Source organism: Agrobacterium sp. P15N1-A (genome assembly GCF_044626815.1).
GTDB classification, from domain to species: Bacteria; Pseudomonadota; Alphaproteobacteria; order Rhizobiales; family Rhizobiaceae; genus Agrobacterium; species Agrobacterium leguminum.
In genome coordinates this window covers 193957-208773 of the sequence record NZ_JBIUPF010000001.1, presented here as the reverse complement: position 1 = coordinate 208773, position 14817 = coordinate 193957, and the positions used below count along the sequence as shown (strand labels likewise).

Sequence of the window (14817 nt, the reverse complement as noted above, 5' to 3'; positions counted from 1 at the left end):
ACCCAAACGAGACTGGTAACCTGCATCCCTGCTCAACGAAATGAAGGATGCTCATTTCCTTGATTTCAACCGGCTCTCATTTTGCCGCAGTCTGCAGCGCAACGAAAACATCTCGCATGAAAGCCCAAACCAGATTTCACGACAAATATGTGCCCGTCCGCTGGACGATCTCTTTTCAGTTTCGCAGGGCCGCATTGTTCCAGGGAACAAGCCAAGATGCTTCAAACGGAGCGCCATCCTCTCGATGACGCCCCCAGCGAAAAAAGGCGGGCCGCCAATTAATGATAACGGCGGATCAGTCCAACCAGCTTGCCCTGGATTTTCACCCGGTCCGGTCCGAAGATGCGGGTTTCATAGGCGGGATTGGCCGCTTCCAGAGCGATGGAGGCTCCCTTGCGGCGGAAACGCTTCAGGGTCGCTTCTTCGTCATCCACCAGTGCTACGACGATATCGCCCGGATTGGCCGTATTGCCGTTGCGGATGATGACGGTATCGCCATCAAAAATGCCGGCCTCGATCATCGAGTCGCCCTTGACTTCCAGAGCGTAATGTTCGCCCGAGCCAAGCATGTCGACCGGCACGGCTACATCATGGGTATTGTTCTGGATGGCGGAAATCGGCACACCGGCGGCGATGCGGCCCATGACCGGCACGGTGGCGGCGCCGGCGAAATCATTGGCGGGCGCCTTCTGGGCAGGGGCCGGCTCCGGCGTCTTCGGCTTGCCGAGGCTGCCTTCGATGACGCTCGGCGAGAAGCCGCGCTGCGGCCTTGCACCCGGCGCATAGGCCTCGGGCAGCTTGATGACTTCCAGCGCCCGCGCCCTGTTAGGTAGCCGGCGAATGAAACCGCGCTCCTCGAGTGCGGTGATCAGCCGGTGAATGCCGGATTTGGAGGCAAGATCGAGTGCGTCCTTCATTTCATCGAAGGAGGGCGGCACGCCGGACTCTTTCATTCTTTCATGAATGAAGAGAAGCAATTCCTGCTGTTTGCGCGTGAGCATGAGGAAAACACCCTTGAGAATCGTCGTTGAAGTCGCGAAACAAATACAGAACGAACACTATATGTTCCATATGTGTTCCGCAATCCCCTAAAATTTCGTGAAGGGTGCATCGCAGAACGTGATTTGATCGTCGAAACCAGGAAGAGAGCAGATTTGATGAAGTGTCGCGGTGAATAAGCAAAATCGCCTGCACGTGAAGAATGGGCGAATGCTGACGCCGCTGACCCCGTGAATGCCTCTCTGTCCGGTGCGGTAGGCTGATCATTTGCCTCGCTGGCGCCATTTGTGCTTTTGTCTGAGGGAGCCGGCTCGGCTAAACCGCCAGACAATCCAGCACAGGGTCTCGACAATGGCAAACCGATATAAAGTCGATCATCTCGTTTTGCCGGTACAGGCTCTCGCCGTAGCGAAAAATCGTCTTCAGTCTCTCGGCTTCACCGTTGCGCCGGAAGCCCTCCATCCTTTCGGCACGCAGAATGCCTGTGTTTTCTTCACCGACGGCACCTATCTGGAGCCCCTCGCGATTGCTGATCCGGCTAAATATCATGCCTCAGTGAAAATGGGCGATGTCTTCACCGGTAGGGATCAGGCATTCCGGCAGCGTGACCGAGAAGAAGGTTTTTCGGCCCTTGTCGCGGCAACCGAAGATGCCCGTGCCGATCATGAGAGGTTTTCCACCTCCGGCCTTTCGGCAGGCGATGCCTTCGAATTTTCACGACCTGTTCGAATGCCCGATGGATCGCAGAGCGAGGCCTCGTTTCGGCTCGCTTTTGCTGCCAGCGGTTCGGCTGAGGATTTCTTCCTGTTCAGTTGTCAGCGGCTGCAGGCCCTGCCGGGCGATCGCACCGCACTTGAGCGGCACGCCAATCGTGCTTCGGGCCTTAAAGAGGTTGTCCTGTTTTCCGGAGACGATCCGAATGCGGCGCGCCTGATCGAAACGGTGTTCGGCTGTGAGGGTGAGATGTCTCCAGATGGGGATATGATCCTTGCAAGCGGCAATGCGCGCATCAGGTTGACCGGAAAACCAGCGTTCAGCGGGCAGGCTCTGAATGCGGCGGATCGGCGTGGCGGCGGATTGCGCGGCATGGGCATCGTCTTTTCCGTTGACGATCTTGCCGTGACAGAAGCGGTGCTTGCTGCTAATGGCGTCTCCAGCGCAGAAGCGGGCGGCCGTCTGGTGGTGTCCGCCGCGCCCGGTCAGGGCGTTGCATTCGCCTTCGAGGAAAAATGATGAGCGTTACGAACAATCTCAAAGTCACCGCCGGCGACGGCGCCAATTCGGTTTCCTTTTCCAATAAAGAGCGATTTTCCCTGATCGCCGGTCCGTGCCAGATGGAAAGCCGGGAGCACGCCTTCATGGTCGCTGGCGTCCTGAAGGAGCTTTGCGGCAAGCTGGGGATCGGGCTCGTTTATAAGTCGTCCTTCGACAAAGCGAACCGTACTTCGCTTTCCGGCAAGCGCGGCATCGGCCTTGAGAGCGCCATGCAGGTTTTCGCCGATCTCAAGAAGGAATTCGGCTTTCCGGTGTTGACCGACATTCACACCGAAGAACAATGCGCCATCGTGTCCGAAGTGGTGGATGTCCTGCAAATCCCGGCCTTTCTCAGCCGCCAGACCGATCTTCTTGTCGCCGCCGCCAAAACCGGCCGCGTCATCAACGTCAAGAAGGGCCAGTTCCTTGCCCCCTGGGACATGAAGAACGTACTGGGCAAGCTTAACGAGAGCGGCAATCCGAATGTGCTTCTGTGCGAGCGCGGCGCCTCCTTCGGTTACAACACGCTTGTTTCCGACATGCGCTCGCTGCCGATCATGGCTTCGCTCGGTGCGCCTGTTGTCTTTGATGCCACCCATTCGGTTCAGCAGCCGGGCGGGCAGGGCGGCTCCACGGGCGGCCAGCGCGAATTCGTCGAGACTCTGGCGCGGGCGGCGGTGGCCGTCGGCGTCGCTGGGCTCTTCATCGAGACCCATGAGGACCCGGACAATGCACCGTCCGACGGCCCCAACATGGTCCACCTGAAGGACATGCCGAAACTGCTCGAAAAGCTGCTTGCTTTCGACGCCATTACCAAAGCCTGAGGGGCGGGGGCGTTAACGGCGGGCACTGTCTGTGCCAATCGATTTTAATGGCGGGCGGGCCGTTTCTGCCGCTCGCCGTCATTGTAATTTCTTCGCCATCGTCTAAGACAGGCGACGGAAAATATCTGTTCCATTCCCAAGGGAGAGACCATGACTGCCATTACCGATATCATCGCGCGCGAAATCCTCGACAGCCGCGGCAACCCGACCGTTGAAGTCGATGTTTACCTCGAAGACGGCTCCATGGGCCGCGCCGCCGTTCCTTCGGGCGCCTCCACCGGCGCGCATGAGGCGGTTGAGCTGCGCGATGGCGGCAAGCGTTATCTCGGCAAGGGCGTGGAAAAGGCAGTCGAAGCCGTCAATACGGAAATCTTCGACGCCATTGGCGGTTTCGATGCCGAGAACCAGATCCAGATCGACCAGACGATGATCGTGCTCGACGGCACGCCGAACAAGTCGCGCATCGGCGCCAACGCCATTCTCGGTGTGTCGCTTGCTGTCGCCAAGGCTGCAGCCGAAGCCTCCGGCCTGCCGCTTTACCGTTATGTCGGCGGCCCGAACGCGCATCTGCTGCCGGTTCCGATGATGAACATCATCAATGGCGGCGCGCATGCCGATAACCCCATCGACTTCCAGGAATTCATGATCCTGCCGGTCGGCGCGGAAAACATCCGCGAAGCCGTGCGCATGGGTTCTGAAGTGTTCCATACGCTGAAGAAAGAACTGGCGGCACAGGGCCACAACACCAATGTCGGCGACGAGGGCGGTTTTGCACCGGGTCTCGAAAGCGCACCGGCCGCGCTCGATTTCATCATGAAGTCGATTGAAAAGGCCGGCTACCGTCCGGGCGACGACATGTTCGTCGGCCTTGACTGTGCATCGACCGAATTCTTCAAGGACGGAAAATACGTTCTCGAAGGCGAGGGCCGCACGCTGGAATCGGGCGCAATGGCGGAATATCTGGCGGAACTCGTCGCCAAGTACCCGATCATTTCCATTGAAGACGGCATGGCTGAAGACGACTGGGAAGGCTGGAAGACGCTGACCGATCTCATCGGCAACAAGTGCCAGCTCGTCGGCGACGATCTCTTCGTCACCAACTCCGCGCGTCTTCGCGACGGCATCAAGATGGGCGTTGCAAACTCCATCCTCGTCAAGGTCAACCAGATCGGTTCGCTCTCCGAGACGCTGGATGCGGTCGAGACGGCGCACAAGGCCGGTTACACCGCCGTCATGTCGCATCGTTCGGGAGAGACGGAAGATTCCACCATCGCCGATCTCGCGGTCGCCACCAATTGCGGTCAGATCAAGACCGGTTCGCTTGCCCGTTCCGACCGGCTCGCGAAGTACAACCAGCTGATCCGCATCGAAGAAATGCTGGGTCCGCAGGCTGCCTACGCTGGCCGTTCGATCCTGCGCGGGTAATTCCGGCAGTATTGGTTTGTGATGCGGCCCGCCGCCTTGGCGGGCTCATTCAGGGGCGAGCGGTAGCATCCGCATTCCGTCACCCCGGACTTGATCCGGGGTCCAGCGCGATCAAGTCCTTGATCGCGAGAGACTCTCCCCACAGCGCAGACGCGCTGTGGCTGGATGCCGGATCAAGTCCGGCATGACGAGGGTCCTTTTGACGTCGCTGCCATTCTTAGCCCGCCCTCCGGCGGGCTTTTTTGCGCCTATCCGCCAAAGAGAATTTAAGGTCAACGGATAGTTAAACAATCCGCCTTAGTCTCGAGACTCACGTTATGCGTTTTAAGGCTTCTCTCCGGCATGTGGACCAGACATCATAAAAAGAGACGATTCGGCCGTTTGATCGTTCCGGCCATCACGATCGCTTTTCTTTCCTATTTCGGGTATCATTCCATCCATGGCGACTTCGGCCTGCAGGCGACGGAGCGGCTGGAGCGGCAGCGTATCACCCGCACTGCGGAGCTTGCAAAGCTGACGCAGGCGCGTGTGGCGCTGGAGCGGCAGGTGGAATTGATGAGCGATGGCTCGCTGGAGCGGGACATGATCGACGAGATTTCCCGTTACCAGCTGAATATGTCCCGCACGGACGAAATCGTCATCATGAACACATATTTCTAATTAACCGAAATCGAGTTAATTTAACATTTCTGATTTATTCACAGCATCTTAGCGTGAATATGTGCCATGCGTTTAAAGCATTGCTGCATGGCATTTTCTTGCATATGGTACGCGCCACTCTATCCATTCAAATGGCAACTCAGGGAGGGATGAATGGCGCCGCGAAAACCAGCGACCGTATCCGGCCGCAAGACCACGGCAAAGGCTGCAACCGAATTCACCGGAAAGAACAGCCCCGACTTCTCCAAAGAAGACGAACTTCACGCTTACCGTGAAATGCTGCTCATCCGCCGTTTCGAAGAAAAGGCCGGCCAGCTCTACGGCATGGGCTTCATTGGTGGTTTCTGTCACCTCTACATCGGTCAGGAAGCCGTTGTTGTCGGCATGCAGATGTCGCAGAAGGAAGGCGATCAGGTCATCACCGCTTACCGCGACCACGGCCACATGCTGGCGCTCGGCATGAGCGCACGTGGCGTCATGGCCGAATTGACCGGCCGCCGCGGCGGCCTGTCGAAGGGCAAGGGCGGCTCCATGCACATGTTCTCGAAAGAGAAGCACTTCTACGGCGGCCACGGCATCGTCGGCGCGCAGGTTTCTCTTGGAACCGGTCTCGCCTTCGCCAACAAATATCGCGGTAACGACAATGTCTCCGTAACCTATTTCGGTGACGGCGCCGCCAACCAGGGCCAGGTCTACGAGAGCTTCAACATGGCCGCTCTCTGGAAACTGCCGATTATCTATATCGTCGAGAACAACCGTTACGCCATGGGCACCTCGACCGCCCGCGCTACCGCCCAGTCTAACTACTCGCTGCGCGGCCAGTCCTTCGGCATTCCCGGCGTTCAGGTGGATGGCATGGATGTGCGCGCCGTCAAGGCCGCCGCCGATCAGGCGCTGGAACATTGCCGTTCCGGCAAGGGTCCGATCATTCTGGAAATGCTGACCTATCGTTACCGCGGCCACTCCATGTCCGACCCGGCGAAATACCGTTCGAAAGACGAAGTGCAGAAGATGCGCTCCGAACACGACCCGATCGAGCAGGTCAAGGCACGGCTTCTGGAGCAGGGCTGGGCAAGCGAAGACGAATTGAAGGCCATCGACAAGGATGTCCGTGACATTGTCGCCGACAGCGCCGACTTCGCCCAGAACGACCCAGAGCCGGATGTCTCCGAGCTCTACACCGACATTCTGCTCTGATCGGGAAAGGGAAACCCATGCCAGTAGAAATTCTTATGCCCGCCCTTTCCCCGACCATGGAGGAAGGCACGCTTTCCAAATGGCTTAAAAAGGAAGGCGACAAGGTCACCTCCGGCGACGTGATCGCCGAGATCGAGACCGACAAGGCGACCATGGAAGTGGAAGCCGTGGATGAAGGTGTGATCGGCAAGCTGCTGATTGAGGCCGGCACTGAAGGTGTGAAGGTCAACACGGCAATCGCCGTTCTCCTTCAGGATGGCGAAAGCGCCGACGACATTTCTTCTTCCGCCCAGAAGGAAGAGCCAAAGGCTGAAGCTGCAAATTCCGGTTCTGATGCCGCCGGCGGCAAGACCCGCGAAGCCGCAGAAGAGCCGAGTGCTGCCAAGGAAGCCGCCAAGGTTCCGGCAGCCCCGAAGATTGAAGCTGCAGCCGATCCGGATATTCCGGAAGGCACGGAAATGGTGATGACGACGGTGCGTGAAGCGCTGCGCGACGCCATGGCCGAAGAAATGCGCGCCGACGAAAAAGTCTTCGTCATGGGTGAAGAAGTCGCCGAATATCAGGGCGCCTACAAGATCACCCAGGGCCTGTTGCAGGAATTCGGCGAGCGCCGCGTCATCGACACCCCGATCACCGAGCATGGTTTTGCCGGTATCGGCGTCGGCGCTGCGATGACGGGCCTGCGCCCCATCGTCGAATTCATGACCTTCAACTTCGCCATGCAGGCGATTGACCAGATCGTCAACTCGGCGGCCAAGACGCTTTACATGTCGGGCGGCCAGATGGGCGCACCGATGGTGTTCCGTGGTCCGTCCGGTGCTGCTGCCCGCGTTGGCGCTCAGCATTCGCAATGTTACGCCGCATGGTACAGCCATATTCCGGGCCTCAAGGTCGTCATGCCTTACACGGCAGCCGACGCGAAGGGTCTGCTCAAGGCCGCCATCCGCGATCCGAACCCGGTCATTTTCCTGGAAAATGAAATCCTCTACGGCCAGAGCTTCGAAGTGCCGAAGCTAGATGATTTCGTGCTGCCGATTGGCAAGGCGCGCATTCACCGCAAGGGCAAGGATGCGACCATCGTTTCCTTCGGCATCGGCATGACCTATGCCATCAAGGCGGTTGCGGAACTCGAGAAGCTCGGCATTGACGTCGAACTGATCGATCTGCGCACCATCCGCCCGATGGATCTGCCTACCGTCATCGAATCGGTCAAGAAGACCGGTCGTCTGGTGACCGTCGAGGAAGGTTTCCCGCAGTCGTCGGTCGGTGACTTCATCGCCAACCAGGTCATGCGCGCCGCTTTCGACTATCTCGATGCGCCGATCCTGACGATTGCCGGCAAGGATGTTCCGATGCCCTACGCGGCGAACCTCGAAAAGCTGGCTCTGCCAAACGTCGATGAAGTCGTTCAGGCCGTCAAAACCGTCTGCTACAAGTAAGGGGAGGCGTTTCGATGCCGATAAACATCACCATGCCTGCCCTTTCTCCGACGATGGAAGAGGGCAATCTGGCCAAGTGGCTGGTCAAGGAAGGCGACAAGGTCGCGCCCGGTGACGTGATCGCCGAGATCGAGACCGACAAGGCAACCATGGAAGTGGAAGCCGTGGACGAAGGCACGGTCGCCAAGCTCGTCGTTCCCGCAGGCACTGAAGCGGTCAAGGTCAATGCCCTGATCGCCATCCTTGCCGCCGATGGCGAGGATGTTGCCGAGGCGGCAAAGGGCGGCGCTGCCGCTCCCGCCAAGGCCGAGGCTCCGAAGCAGGAAGCCGTTAAGGCCGAAGCGCCGAAGGAAGAAGCAGCACCTGCCAAGGCTGAAAAGCCGGCCGCCGATCAGGCGCCCGCGTCTTCCACGCCGGCCCCGGTTGCGAAGTCAGGTGAGCGCATCTTTGCTTCGCCGCTTGCCCGCCGTCTCGCCAAGGAAGCTGGTCTCGACCTTTCGGCCGTCTCCGGTTCCGGCCCGCATGGCCGCATCGTCAAGACCGACGTGGAAAAGGCTGCCGCTTCCGGCGGTGCAAAGGCTGCTCCGGCCGCCGCGGCATCCGCAGGCACACCGGCTCCGGCCCTTGCCAAGGGTCAGTCGGACGAAGCGGTTCTCAAGCTCTTCGAACAGGGCTCCTACGAGCTTGTGCCGCATGACGGCATGCGCAAGGTCATCGCCAAGCGTCTGGTCGAATCCAAGCAGACGGTTCCGCACTTCTACGTCTCCGTGGATTGCGAACTGGATACGCTTCTGGCGCTGCGCGCCCAGCTTAACGCGGCTGCCCCCGAAAAAGACGGCAAGCCGGCCTACAAGCTGTCGGTCAACGACATGGTCATCAAGGCGCTGGCTCTTTCGCTGCGTGATGTACCTGACGCCAACGTCTCCTGGACGGAAAGCGCCATGGTCAAGCACAAGCATTCGGATGTCGGCGTTGCCGTTTCCATTCCGGGTGGCCTGATCACGCCGATCATCCGCAAGGCGGAAGAAAAGTCGCTCTCCACCATCTCCAACGAGATGAAGGACTACGGCAAGCGCGCCAAGGAGCGCAAGCTGAAGCCCGAGGAGTACCAGGGCGGAACGACCGCCGTGTCCAATATGGGCATGATGGGCGTCAAGAGCTTCTCCGCCGTCATCAACCCGCCGCATGCCACCATTCTGGCGGTCGGTGCGGGTGAACAGCGGGCAGTCGTGAAGAACGGCGAGATCAAGATCGCCAACGTCATGACGGTCACGCTTTCCACCGACCACCGCTGCGTCGATGGCGCGCTCGGAGCCGAGCTGATCGGCGCCTTCAAGCGCTACATCGAAAACCCGATGGGTATGCTGGTTTGATCGGAGAGTGACATGGTGAAGTCGGTCCTCTGCTTTGGCGATTCCCTCACATGGGGATCAAATGCGGAAACGGGTGGCCGGCACAGCCATGACGATCTATGGCCGAGCGTCTTGCAAAAGGCGCTCGGGCCTGACGTGCATGTGATCCATGAAGGTCTGGGCGGCCGCACCACCGCCTATGACGATCTGACGGCCGATTGCGACCGTAATGGCGCAAGGCTTTTGCCGACGATGTTGCACAGCCATGCGCCGCTTGATCTGGTCATCATCATGCTCGGCACCAACGACATGAAACCGTCGATCCATGGATCGGCCATTGTTGCCATGAAGGGTATCGAGCGGCTGGTAAAGCTAACGCGCAATCATGTCTGGCAGGTGCCCGACTGGGAAGCGCCTGACGTGTTGATCGTCGCGCCGCCGCAACTCAGCGAAACGGCCAATCCCGTCATGGGCGCGATCTTTCGCGATGCGATCGATGAATCGGCGATGCTGGCTTCCGTTTACCGGGACCTTGCCGACGACCTCGATTGCGGATTTTTCGATGCCGGCTCCGTCGCCCGCACGACGCCGGTGGACGGCGTTCATCTCGATGCTGAAAACACGCGGGCCATCGGGCGCGGGCTGGAGCCCGTCGTCCGCATGATGCTCGGACTTTAAGAACAATTCCCGGTCGTGGCGCTGCTCGCGACCCGATAGGACAAGGCAGGATTTCCAATGGCTCAATCTTATGACGTCATCATCATCGGTTCGGGACCGGGCGGTTATATTGCCGCGATCCGCGCCGCCCAGCTCGGCATGAAGGTTGCCGTTGTCGAGCGCGAGCACCTTGCCGGCATCTGCTCCAACTGGGGCTGCATTCCCACCAAGGCTCTGCTGCGCACCGCCGATGTCATGCACACCGCCACCCACGCCAAGGATTATGGCCTGACGCTGGAAGGTTCGATCAAGCCGGACGTGAAGGCAATCGTCGCCCGCTCGCGCGGCATTGCCGCTCGCATGAACAATGGCGTCGGTTTCCTGTTCAAGAAGAACAAGGTCGATATCATCTGGGGTGAAGCCAAGATCACCAAGCCGGGTGAGATCGTCGTTGGCAAGTCCACCAAGCCGGTGGTTCAGCCGCAGGGTCCGGTTCCGAAGAACACGCTGGGTGAGGGCACTTACACTGCCAAGCACATCATCGTCGCCACCGGCGCCCGTCCGCGCGCGCTGCCCGGTATCGAGCCGGATGGCAAGCTGATCTGGACCTATTTCGAGGCGATGAAGCCGGAAGAGCTGCCGAAGTCGCTGCTCGTCATGGGCTCGGGCGCGATTGGCATCGAATTCGCCAGCTTCTACCGCACCATGGGTGTCGACGTCACCGTCGTCGAAATTATGAGCCAGGTCATGCCGGTCGAAGATGCGGAAATCTCCGCCTTCGCCAAGAAGCAGCTGGAAAAGCAGGGTATCAAGATTCATCTGGAAACCAAGGTTTCCAAGGTCGAGAAGGCTGCAAACTCCGTCACTGCGACGCTCGAGAAGAAGGACGGTTCTTCCGAGAAGATCACCGCCGACCGGATGATTTCCGCCGTTGGCGTCGTGGCCAATGTCGAAGGCATCGGCCTTGAGGCCGTTGGCGTGAAGACCGATCGCGGCTTCATCGTCATCGACGGTTACGGCAAGACCAATGTGCCTGGCATCTACGCCATCGGCGATGTCGCCGGCCCGCCGCTGCTTGCCCACAAGGCCGAGCATGAGGCCGTCATCTGCGTCGAAAAGATCGCCGGTCTGCCGAATGTCCACCCGATGGACAAGCTCAAGATTCCCGGCTGCACCTATTGCAACCCACAGGTCGCCTCGGTCGGCCTCACCGAAGCCAAGGCCAAGGAACAGGGCCGCGACATCCGCGTCGGCCGCTTCTCCTTTGCGGCAAACGGCAAAGCCGTTGCGCTTGGCGAAGACCAGGGCATGGTCAAGACCATCTTCGACAAGAAGACCGGTGAGTTGCTCGGTGCGCATATGGTGGGTGCGGAAGTCACCGAACTCATTCAGGGCTTCGTCGTCGCCATGAATCTCGAGACGACCGAGGAAGATTTGATGCACACGATCTTCCCGCATCCGACCATTTCGGAATCGATGAAGGAAAGCGTGCTCGACGCCTATGGGCGTGTGCTGAACGCATAAGTGCCGCGTGATGCCCGGCATTGTCTAACCTTGCCGGGTGTCCCATATGTCTCAACGCCGGTTCCTCAAGGGAACTGTTCTTCAGGGAGCGTGGGAATGGAAAGTGTAGGCTGGATTGCAGCAATCATCATCGGCGGTCTCGCCGGCTGGCTTGCGGGCAAGCTCATGGACATGCGCTTCGGCATCTTCATGAACATCATTCTCGGCATTGTCGGCTCGGTTGTCGCCGTCGCCGTCCTTCGCACTCTTGATGTCTTCGTACAGGACAGCAGGCTCGGTTATTTCGTCACGTCTTTCCTCGGTGCCAGCCTTTTGTTGTTCCTGGCAAAACTGGTACGGCGCTGAAAATGCTTCGTGACCGGAAAGGGCTTACGCTTTTTCTGGAATTGTTCTAAAGCATCCGGCCAACAGGTGTTTAGATCGCCACAGGCGATGGAAGCAGGTTTTAAATGGTCACTATTCTCGACAGAACGTCGTCCGACGAAAAGCGCATCCGCCATCCGGAAAAGGCGCATCGGCCTGATACCGAGGTCATGCGCAAGCCGGAATGGATCCGCGTCAAGGCGCCGACCTCCAAGGGCTATCACGAGACGCGCGAACTGGTGCGCAGCCACAAGCTGGTAACGGTGTGCGAGGAAGCCGGCTGTCCGAATATCGGCGAATGCTGGGACAAGAAACACGCGACCTTCATGATCATGGGTGAAATCTGCACCCGCGCCTGCGCCTTCTGCAACGTCGCGACCGGCAAGCCCAACCCGCTGGATATGGCCGAGCCCGAGAACGTCGCCAAGGCGGTCAAGCAGATGGGCCTCTCACACGTCGTCATCACTTCGGTCGACCGCGACGATCTCGCCGATGGCGGTGCTGAACATTTCGAAAAGGTCATCTGGGCGATCCGTGCTGCGTCTCCGACGACGACCATCGAAATCCTGACCCCCGACTTCCTGAAGAAGCCCGGCGCGCTGGAACGGGTCGTCGCCGCCAAGCCCGATGTCTTCAACCACAATATGGAAACCGTTCCGGGCAATTACCTCACGGTTCGCCCCGGCGCGCGCTATTTCCACTCCGTGCGCCTCCTGCAGCGGGTGAAGGAACTCGATCCCACCATGTTCACCAAGTCGGGCATCATGGTCGGCCTCGGTGAAGAGCGCAACGAAGTGCTTCAGCTGATGGACGATCTGCGCAGCGCCGATGTGGACTTCCTGACCATCGGTCAGTATCTGCAGCCGACCCGCAAGCACCACAAGGTTGAGGCCTTCGTGACGCCGGAAGAGTTCAAGTCCTACGAGACCGTGGCTTATACCAAGGGCTTCCTGATGGTGTCGTCGAGCCCGCTGACCCGCTCCTCGCACCATGCCGGCGACGATTTTGAGCGCCTGCGTGCCGCCCGCGAAAAGAAGCTGCTTGCGGCTGCGGAGTAAGGGACAAAGGTTCGGCAACATAGGTTGCTGCATCGGGCGATATACGCTCTCTCCACCGTCATGCTCGGGCTTGTCCCGAGCATCTGCAACCTATCGATTGTACGATACGTGATTGGATCCTCGGGACAGGCCCGAGGATGACGTGAGTGGGAGGCGAGGCTTGTGAAATGGTTCCGCTGCCTGTTCCCGGCCTTCAACCCATCACACCACAACCTTCTCCGGCCTATGCGCCCGCATGCACAAGATCACGCTCAGCACCACCGAACAGATCGCCACGATCTCGACAATGGTCGGCCCGCGTCCTTCCCACAGAAAACCGTAGAGCAGCGCAAACAGCGTTTCGAACAGGATCATCTGCCCGACCATGGTGAGCGGCAGAAGGCGGCTCATGCGGTTCCATAAGGCATTGCCGAGAATGGAGGCGGTGAAACCCAGGCCGGCTGCAACAGCCACAAAGTGCAGCCAGTCGTCCGAATTATGGCTTTCGCCGCCAAAGGCGAAGGCCGGGATGGCGAGCGCCAGCGCAAGCCCGCCGGTCACGACACCGGTCATCATGTTCCAGTCATCGGCGCTGACATCGTGAAGGCGGGAGAGCCAGCGGGCATTGCCGACCGCAAAAGCGGTCCAAGACGCCAGCGCACCGAGCGCACAGGCAAGTCCGATGACGCGAGAGACATCGAGCCCCGCATCGTTTTCCGTCAGCGACTGCCAGGAAATGCCGATAATCCCCATCGCGCCGAAGGCGAGCGACGGCCATAGCTTCTTCAGCGACACCGCGCCGTGGTCGCGGCTGCCGATGATGGTGACGGCGACCGGCAGGAAACCGATGATGATCGAGGTGAAGGCGACGCCGCTCAGCTTCACCGCCGTCGATATGAAGACATAATAGGCGATATTGCCGATCATGCTCAGCCAGCCGAGTGCTATCCACTCCCGCGCGCCAAAATGAGCCGACACGCGTTTCAGGCGCGGCCCGATGATGATGAGGGAAATCAGCCCATAGGTGAGATAACGCGCCGTAGACAGTTGCAGGGCGGAAAAATCCGGCACGAGTTTGGGGGCGAGAAAGATCGCACCCCAGAGCGCACCCGCCAGCATGCCGTAAAAAACACCGAGACCTGTTCTGTTCATGTCATGTCACATCCGCATTCACATTTGCCTGCGATGTGCCACAGCCCTCCGTGGCTGTCTTGACAAAAACTCCTGACCTAATGCGCTGGCGGTTTTAGTGAATCCCGTAGGTCCGACGGTAGGCTGCGGGCGTTTCACCCACTGCATTGCGCATGGCGCGCGTCAGTGCAGTCTGGTCGGAAAAACCGGCCCGCAAGGCAATCTCGGCAATCGGCAGGGTGGAATTGCCGAGCAATGCGCAGACCTTGTCCATGCGCAGCCCGGCCAACCAGCGGTGAGGCGGGAGGCCGAATTCCTCGAGAAACAGCGCATGCAGGCGGCTGTCGCTGATCGTCACGCAGGAGGCGAGCATCTCGATGCTCCAGGGGAAGAACGGTTCCGCCCTGACAAGTGCAACGAGCCTGTGCAGGCGTTGGCGGATGTCGGCTTTCTCATTGGCAAGGCTGTCGACCAGCAGCGGCGCCCACAGGCCGGCAATATCGTCGCGTCGCCCATCTGTTGTGATGACGCCGCGCATATAGGCGATCAATTGCCGTGTATCCTGCGCTATGTCGAGAAACGGTGAGCGGAGGAATTTTTCGAGCGTTTGCTCGGGAAGGGCGCCTTCGTTGATATCGACCACCAGCGAGTGGTTGCTTGCCGTTGCTTCCTGGGTGTGCGGCGTGTCGCGATGGATGAACACGCCGCGTCCGGTCGACAATTCGTCCTGCCGTCCGGCCACATCGATCAGCAGACGCCCGGAGACCGGAAGAACGATCTGGACGAAGCCATGCCGTTCCTTCGGTCTTTCTTCCCTGTAGGTTCTGATATCGGCGGATGCGGCTGTCATGACGCTGTCGTTTCCATTGTGCAAAGAAATGGCCGCCTCGAAAAAGCGGCCAGTTTCATTGTTTGATTATGACATCGTCTTGAAGATTGGGCCAGTCGGCTTTAT

General features: G+C 59.4%; 14 protein-coding genes. 11 read left to right on the top strand and 3 right to left on the bottom strand.

Annotated elements, in window-relative coordinates; genetic code table 11:
- Positions 1-278 precede the first annotated feature (278 nt).
- The gene (gene lexA / locus ACIK7D_RS01020; protein WP_080817110.1) at positions 279-1001 is read right to left on the bottom strand and encodes a transcriptional repressor LexA; all 723 of its coding nucleotides are present in this window, start codon (positions 999-1001) and stop codon (positions 279-281) included.
- A 349-nt stretch (positions 1002-1350) separates the two neighbouring features.
- Here lexA and ACIK7D_RS01015 point away from each other — a divergent pair, with 349 nt between their 5' ends.
- From ACIK7D_RS01015 to lipA, 11 genes are all read left to right on the top strand, one after another.
- A complete protein-coding gene (locus tag ACIK7D_RS01015) occupies positions 1351-2232 on the top strand; it encodes a VOC family protein (protein WP_400155433.1) in 882 nt (293 codons plus the stop codon).
- A complete protein-coding gene (kdsA, locus tag ACIK7D_RS01010; protein WP_400155432.1) occupies positions 2232-3077 on the top strand; it encodes a 3-deoxy-8-phosphooctulonate synthase in 846 nt (281 codons plus the stop codon). Before ACIK7D_RS01015 ends, kdsA begins: the two co-directional genes overlap by 1 nt.
- A 150-nt stretch (positions 3078-3227) precedes the next feature.
- Positions 3228-4502 carry a phosphopyruvate hydratase gene (gene eno, locus ACIK7D_RS01005; RefSeq protein WP_003521367.1) on the top strand — a complete coding sequence of 425 codons (1275 nt, stop codon included), beginning with the start codon at positions 3228-3230 and terminating at the stop codon, positions 4500-4502.
- A 342-nt stretch (positions 4503-4844) separates the two neighbouring features.
- Positions 4845-5162: a septum formation initiator family protein gene (locus tag ACIK7D_RS01000; protein WP_003502598.1), complete on the top strand. Its 318-nt coding sequence runs from the start codon at positions 4845-4847 to the stop codon at positions 5160-5162.
- 153 nt (positions 5163-5315) lie between these two features.
- Entirely contained in the window at positions 5316-6359 is a 1044-nt protein-coding gene (pdhA, locus tag ACIK7D_RS00995) for a pyruvate dehydrogenase (acetyl-transferring) E1 component subunit alpha (protein ID WP_077982350.1), read from the top strand.
- A gap of 17 nt (positions 6360-6376) precedes the next feature.
- Positions 6377-7798: a pyruvate dehydrogenase complex E1 component subunit beta gene (locus tag ACIK7D_RS00990; protein ID WP_127756084.1), complete on the top strand. Its 1422-nt coding sequence runs from the start codon at positions 6377-6379 to the stop codon at positions 7796-7798.
- Positions 7799-7812: 14 nt separating this feature from the next.
- Positions 7813-9171 (top strand): pyruvate dehydrogenase complex dihydrolipoamide acetyltransferase, encoded by a 1359-nt coding sequence (locus ACIK7D_RS00985; RefSeq protein WP_400155431.1) that lies wholly within the window; start codon positions 7813-7815, stop codon positions 9169-9171.
- A gap of 12 nt (positions 9172-9183) precedes the next feature.
- On the top strand, positions 9184-9828 hold the full coding sequence (locus ACIK7D_RS00980; protein ID WP_400155430.1) for an SGNH/GDSL hydrolase family protein: 645 nt from the start codon (positions 9184-9186) through the stop codon (positions 9826-9828).
- Between the two features lie 57 nt (positions 9829-9885).
- Positions 9886-11331 (top strand): dihydrolipoyl dehydrogenase, encoded by a 1446-nt coding sequence (lpdA, locus tag ACIK7D_RS00975; RefSeq protein ID WP_046800216.1) that lies wholly within the window; start codon positions 9886-9888, stop codon positions 11329-11331.
- Positions 11332-11427: 96 nt separating this feature from the next.
- The gene (locus ACIK7D_RS00970; protein WP_065115534.1) at positions 11428-11676 is read left to right on the top strand and encodes a GlsB/YeaQ/YmgE family stress response membrane protein; all 249 of its coding nucleotides are present in this window, start codon (positions 11428-11430) and stop codon (positions 11674-11676) included.
- Between the two features lie 104 nt (positions 11677-11780).
- Positions 11781-12752, top strand: coding sequence for a lipoyl synthase (lipA, locus tag ACIK7D_RS00965; RefSeq protein ID WP_127756080.1), 972 nt, complete (start codon positions 11781-11783; stop codon positions 12750-12752).
- Between the two features lie 201 nt (positions 12753-12953).
- On the opposite strand, the gene ACIK7D_RS00960 is transcribed toward lipA, so the two are convergent.
- Both ACIK7D_RS00960 and ACIK7D_RS00955 read right to left on the bottom strand, forming a co-directional pair.
- The gene (locus ACIK7D_RS00960; protein WP_400155429.1) at positions 12954-13883 is read right to left on the bottom strand and encodes a DMT family transporter; all 930 of its coding nucleotides are present in this window, start codon (positions 13881-13883) and stop codon (positions 12954-12956) included.
- 94 nt (positions 13884-13977) lie between these two features.
- Positions 13978-14712, bottom strand: a complete 735-nt coding sequence (locus tag ACIK7D_RS00955) for an AraC family transcriptional regulator (RefSeq protein ID WP_400155428.1) — start codon at positions 14710-14712, stop codon at positions 13978-13980.
- Between the last annotated feature and the right edge of the window lie 105 nt (positions 14713-14817).

Bases quoted from the DNA above. Each gene is read 5' to 3' on its own strand.
- lexA (WP_080817110.1), bottom strand. From the start codon at position 1,001: ATGCTCACGCGCAAACAGCAGGAATTGCTTCTCTTCATTCATGAAAGA.
- ACIK7D_RS01015 (WP_400155433.1), top strand. From the start codon at position 1,351: ATGGCAAACCGATATAAAGTCGATCATCTCGTTTTGCCGGTACAGGCT.
- kdsA (WP_400155432.1), top strand. From the start codon at position 2,232: ATGAGCGTTACGAACAATCTCAAAGTCACCGCCGGCGACGGCGCCAAT.
- eno (WP_003521367.1), top strand. From the start codon at position 3,228: ATGACTGCCATTACCGATATCATCGCGCGCGAAATCCTCGACAGCCGC.
- ACIK7D_RS01000 (WP_003502598.1), top strand. From the start codon at position 4,845: ATGTGGACCAGACATCATAAAAAGAGACGATTCGGCCGTTTGATCGTT.
- pdhA (WP_077982350.1), top strand. From the start codon at position 5,316: ATGGCGCCGCGAAAACCAGCGACCGTATCCGGCCGCAAGACCACGGCA.
- ACIK7D_RS00990 (WP_127756084.1), top strand. From the start codon at position 6,377: ATGCCAGTAGAAATTCTTATGCCCGCCCTTTCCCCGACCATGGAGGAA.
- ACIK7D_RS00985 (WP_400155431.1), top strand. From the start codon at position 7,813: ATGCCGATAAACATCACCATGCCTGCCCTTTCTCCGACGATGGAAGAG.
- ACIK7D_RS00980 (WP_400155430.1), top strand. From the start codon at position 9,184: ATGGTGAAGTCGGTCCTCTGCTTTGGCGATTCCCTCACATGGGGATCA.
- lpdA (WP_046800216.1), top strand. From the start codon at position 9,886: ATGGCTCAATCTTATGACGTCATCATCATCGGTTCGGGACCGGGCGGT.
- ACIK7D_RS00970 (WP_065115534.1), top strand. From the start codon at position 11,428: ATGGAAAGTGTAGGCTGGATTGCAGCAATCATCATCGGCGGTCTCGCC.
- lipA (WP_127756080.1), top strand. From the start codon at position 11,781: ATGGTCACTATTCTCGACAGAACGTCGTCCGACGAAAAGCGCATCCGC.
- ACIK7D_RS00960 (WP_400155429.1), bottom strand. From the start codon at position 13,883: ATGAACAGAACAGGTCTCGGTGTTTTTTACGGCATGCTGGCGGGTGCG.
- ACIK7D_RS00955 (WP_400155428.1), bottom strand. From the start codon at position 14,712: ATGACAGCCGCATCCGCCGATATCAGAACCTACAGGGAAGAAAGACCG.